A 4,446-nucleotide genomic window follows, 5' to 3' on the forward strand; every position below is an offset into this window, starting at 1 on the left:
AGCACAAGGCTTACCGGGATCTTGTTTACAGCTACAACCCAGGTCGGATCTAGAACGGGATGTCGTCGTCCATGTCGTCGAAGCTGGGTGTCTTCCGGGCTGGCGCCGAGCGTGCCGGCGCGGCGGTCGACGGCATGGCGCCGCCGTACTCGCCATCGCCCGGCGACGGCGTGCCCAAACCCTCCCGGCTGCCGAGCATCTTCATCTCGTTGGCGATGATTTCGGTCGTGTAGCGCTCGTTGCCGTCCTTGTCCTGCCACTTGTTGGTTCGAATGCGTCCTTCGACATAGACCTGCCTGCCCTTTTTCAGGTATTGCCCGGCCGTTTCGGCCAGCTTGCCGAAGAAAACGACCCGGTGCCACTCGGTGCTCTCCTTCAGTTCGCCACTTGCTTTGTCACGAAACCGATCGGTCGTCGCCATGCGAATGTTGCACACGGCATCGCCGTTTGCCGAGTAACGCGTTTCCGGATCGGCGCCAAGATTGCCGACCAGTATCACCTTGTTGACCGAAGCCATGTTGCCTCCCGGGAGAGTATAGGAAAAAGGACAAGCGTCAATTATAGGGGCTGCCACCGCCGTATGAGGAACTGGCGAGGAAGCGGGCGAGCGTTGCAAGCTGGCTGGCGCAGCGCTCGCCAGACGGCGCTTGACGGGGCGCGGCACGCCGGAGATACTTCGAGCGAAGCGGGCTGCATCGCCACGTTCCTTCCTTGCAGCAAGTGTCCGTGCCGCCCCCGTTGCTGTCGCCCTCGCTGCTGTCGTCCCCATGTTGCTCCCCGGGCTCGCCCAACACTTCTACCCACCCCGATCAACCACCCTCCGGAAACACAAACCATGAACGCTACACAGATCAAACCTGGCGTCGCCACTGGCGACGACCTGCAGGCGATTTTCGACCTCGCCAAGGAAAAGCAATTCGCCCTGCCTGCCGTCAACGTGATCAACACGAGCACGGTAAACGCCGTCATGGAGACCGCCAGCCAGCTCAACGCGCCGGCGATCATCCAGTTTTCCAACGGCGGCGCGCAGTTCTTCGCCGGCAAGGGCCTCGACAATACCGGCCAGCGTTCCTGCATCGCTGGCGCGGTCTCCGGTGCCCATCACATTCATCAGCTCGCCGAGCTCTACGGCGCCACGATCGTCATGCATACCGACCACGCGGCGAAGAAGTTGCTGCCCTGGATTGACGGCCTGCTCGAGGCCGGCGAACAGTACTACAAGGTGCACGGAAAGCCGCTCTACAGCTCGCACATGCTGGATCTCTCGGAAGAGCCGATCGAGGAGAACATCGAGATCTGCAAGCGCTATCTGGAGCGCATGAGCCGGATGGGAATGACCCTGGAAATCGAACTCGGCGTCACCGGCGGCGAGGAGGATGGGGTAGACAACACCGGCGTAGACAGTTCCCGGCTCTACACGCAGCCGGAAGACGTGGCGCTGGCCTACGAGCAACTCTCGCAAGTGAGCGACCGCTTCACGATTGCGGCCGCTTTCGGCAACGTGCATGGCGTGTACAAACCCGGCAATGTCAAACTGCAGCCGATCATCCTGAAGAATTCGCAGGACTACGTACAGAAGAAGTTCGCCACGAAGGAGCGTCCGATCAACTTCGTCTTCCACGGCGGATCGGGCTCGACCCTGGAAGAGATTCGGGAAGCCATTTCCTATGGCGTGGTCAAGATGAACATCGACACCGACCTGCAGTGGGCCTTCTGGGACGGCGTCATGGGCTTCTACAAGAAAAACGAAGGCTATCTGCAGGGCCAGATCGGCAACCCGGAAGGCGACGACAAGCCGAATAAGAAGTATTACGACCCGCGTGCCTGGCTACGCAAGGGTGAGGACGCGTTCCGCGCCCGCCTGAAACAGGCATTTGCCGATCTGAACAACGTTGGAACGCTTGCCTGATCGCTCACTGCGAGCACGGCAGGGCGTTGCGGTTCTGCTTTCCGCGGCGCCCTGCTTGCCCAATCTCCACGTCAACTCCAGTCAAAACATGAACACCCTAGCGAGGATCACACCATGAGCACACTCGTCGAACAGCTCATCCAGACGGAGGCGCACCGGTCGGTATTCGAATCCGCAGTGCGTCAGCTCCCCCTGCCGGTCTGCGCTGCCTTCGGCTCGTCGAGCAAGCCGCAACCGGTCAGCTTCAGCAGTAGCGGCCGCATTCTGAGCACCAAGGATAGCGACGGCGTGCGCGAGCAGTTTCCGCGCAGTGTCGCCGCCTCGGGCAATGTCGTGCTCAGCTCCAGCGGCACGAGCACCGCCGCCGTACACGGCAAGCGCGTTGCCGTGCTCTTCTCCGGCGGTCCGGCGGCTGGCGGACACAACGTCGTCTGCGGCCTCAAGCGAGTCCTCGGCACCGGCAACACGCTGTTCGGCGTCAGGGCGGGCCCGAAAGGCTTGCTGAAGGGCAACCTGTTTGAGATCAGCGACGCGCACGTCGATTTCATCATCAACACCGGCGGCTTCGACTTCCTCGGTTCCGACCGGACGAAGATAAAGAGCGCCGAGCAGTTCGCCCAGGTGCGTGAAACCTGCATCAAGTACCAGCTTGACGCCATCGTCGTCGTCGGCGGTGACGACTCGAACACCAACGCCGCCGTGCTCGCCGAGTCACTGTTCAGCGGCGTCAAGGCGGATGGATCAGGCGTACAGGTGATCGGAGTACCAAAAACGATCGATGGCGATCTGCAGATCGGCGAACTGCTCTCGATCTCTTTCGGCTTCGACACCGCCACCCGCATTTACAGCGAAATGGTCGGCAATATCCTGCAAGACACCAGTTCGTCGCTCAAGTACTGGCACTTCGTCAAACTGATGGGCCGCTCCGCCTCGCACGTCGCGCTCGAGGTCGCCCTGCAGACGAAACCGGCGATCGCGCTCATTTCGGAGGAAATCGCCGCCCGCCAGATGTCGCTCGCCAGTATCATCGAGCGCATTGCGCAGGTCATCGTCGACCGCTCGCACAAGGGAATGAACTACGGCGTACTGCTGGCGCCCGAAGGTCTGATCGAGTTCATTCCGGAAATGAACCAGATGATCGGCGAACTTAACGACGTCCTGGCACATCACGCCGGCGAGTTCGCCGCGCTGAGCGACGACGCCAAGCCCGCTTTCGTCGGTAGCAAGCTGAACCCACAGAATGCAGCGCTGCTCGCCTCGCTACCCTCGTACATCGTCCGCATGCTGCTCGCCGAACGTGACTCGCACGGCAACCTGCAGGTATCGCTGATTCCAACCGAACAGCTGCTGATCGACATGGCCAGGGAGCGGGTCAGAGAGATCGACCCGAAAGTCCCCTTTGCCGCCCACAGCCATTTCCTCGGCTATGAGGGGCGTTGTGGCGCACCGACGCTTTTCGACGCGGCCTACACGTTCAACCTCGGCTTGACTGCCGGCTCGCTGATCCTCGATGGTCGCACCGGCTACATGGCGACGATCACTGGCCTGACCAGCGGTGGAACGCCGCAGGCAATCCCGCTCGCCGGACTGCTCAACATCGAGCGCCGGCACGGCCAGAACGAGTTCGTCATCGAGAAGGCGCTGGTCAAGATGGACTCGCCGGCCATGCAGTTCTTCGTCTCGCGGCGCGACGAATGGGCGGCCGGCGACTGCTTCGCCTCGCCTGGGCCACGCCAGTTCTGGGGTCCGACGACGCATCAACTGCCGATCAGCGTCGCCTTGAACTCGGCTGCTCCGTCGCTGATGTTCAAGATCGGCTGAACGGGTTGCCGCAGCGCCCGAACAAGCTGGCCATCGCCCCCGCGATGGCCTTTTTTGTTTCCGGTGGTGCGCATGCACAAACGGCGATGAGCCGGCTCGGGCTCTGCCGGGACGGCCTGAGACTGGACAAAATGCGGCGATTTGCGGCAAACTTGCGGCCATGAGGAAACAAAAGGACACTTCGTCGGACGGCGGGGAAAAAATCGAGCAAGCCCGGCTGCTGGTTCTGCATGGACCGAACCTGAATCTCCTGGGAACCCGCGAACCCAGGTACTACGGATCAACGACGCTCGCCGAAATCAACCGCGCGCTGGTGCAGCGCGCCGAAGGTGGCGGGGTCGTTCTCGAAACCTTCCAGAGCAACCACGAAGGCGCGCTGATCGAACGTGTGCACGCGGCGCGCGAGCAGAACATCCGCTACATGATCATCAATCCGGCAGCCTATACGCACACGAGCATCGCCCTGCGTGACGCCGTAGCCGGTAGCGGCATTGCCTTCGTCGAGGTTCACCTGTCGAATATCCACGCTCGCGAGTCGTTCCGACATCAGTCCTATTTTTCCGACCTCGCAATTGGCGTCGTCTGCGGCCTCGGTAGCGAAGGATACCTGCTGGCGCTCGAATACCTGTTGCGCAGGATCGCCACCGAGTAAGCCACCGCTCATCGCCAGACCAGCATCGGCCCTGATGGCGAGCGTTCAACCCTGCAAGCGTAAT

Annotated in this window: 4 protein-coding genes; 3 read left to right on the top strand and 1 reads right to left on the bottom strand. The window is 61.7% G+C overall.

Annotation, left to right across the window (positions count from 1 at the left end; all coding sequences use genetic code 11):
* Nucleotides 1–49: 49 nt before the first annotated feature.
* Nucleotides 50–517 (bottom strand): single-stranded DNA-binding protein, encoded by a 468-nt coding sequence (gene ssb, locus RKP46_RS10650; protein WP_311106623.1) that lies wholly within the window; start codon nucleotides 515–517, stop codon nucleotides 50–52.
* A gap of 318 nt (nucleotides 518–835) precedes the next feature.
* Here ssb and fbaA point away from each other — a divergent pair, with 318 nt between their 5' ends.
* The 3 genes from fbaA (at nucleotide 836) to aroQ (ending at nucleotide 4,382) form a co-directional block, all read left to right on the top strand.
* The gene (gene fbaA / locus RKP46_RS10655; RefSeq protein WP_311106624.1) at nucleotides 836–1,909 is read left to right on the top strand and encodes a class II fructose-bisphosphate aldolase; all 1,074 of its coding nucleotides are present in this window, start codon (nucleotides 836–838) and stop codon (nucleotides 1,907–1,909) included.
* A 114-nt stretch (nucleotides 1,910–2,023) separates the two neighbouring features.
* Nucleotides 2,024–3,730, top strand: a complete 1,707-nt coding sequence (locus RKP46_RS10660) for a diphosphate--fructose-6-phosphate 1-phosphotransferase (protein WP_311106625.1) — start codon at nucleotides 2,024–2,026, stop codon at nucleotides 3,728–3,730.
* A gap of 160 nt (nucleotides 3,731–3,890) precedes the next feature.
* Complete coding sequence (gene aroQ, locus RKP46_RS10665; RefSeq protein ID WP_311106626.1) at nucleotides 3,891–4,382, top strand: type II 3-dehydroquinate dehydratase; 492 nt, start codon at nucleotides 3,891–3,893, stop codon at nucleotides 4,380–4,382.
* Nucleotides 4,383–4,446 lie beyond the last annotated feature (64 nt).

It is taken from the genome of Accumulibacter sp. (genome assembly GCF_031732815.1).
Classification (GTDB): Bacteria; Pseudomonadota; Gammaproteobacteria; order Burkholderiales; family Rhodocyclaceae; genus Accumulibacter.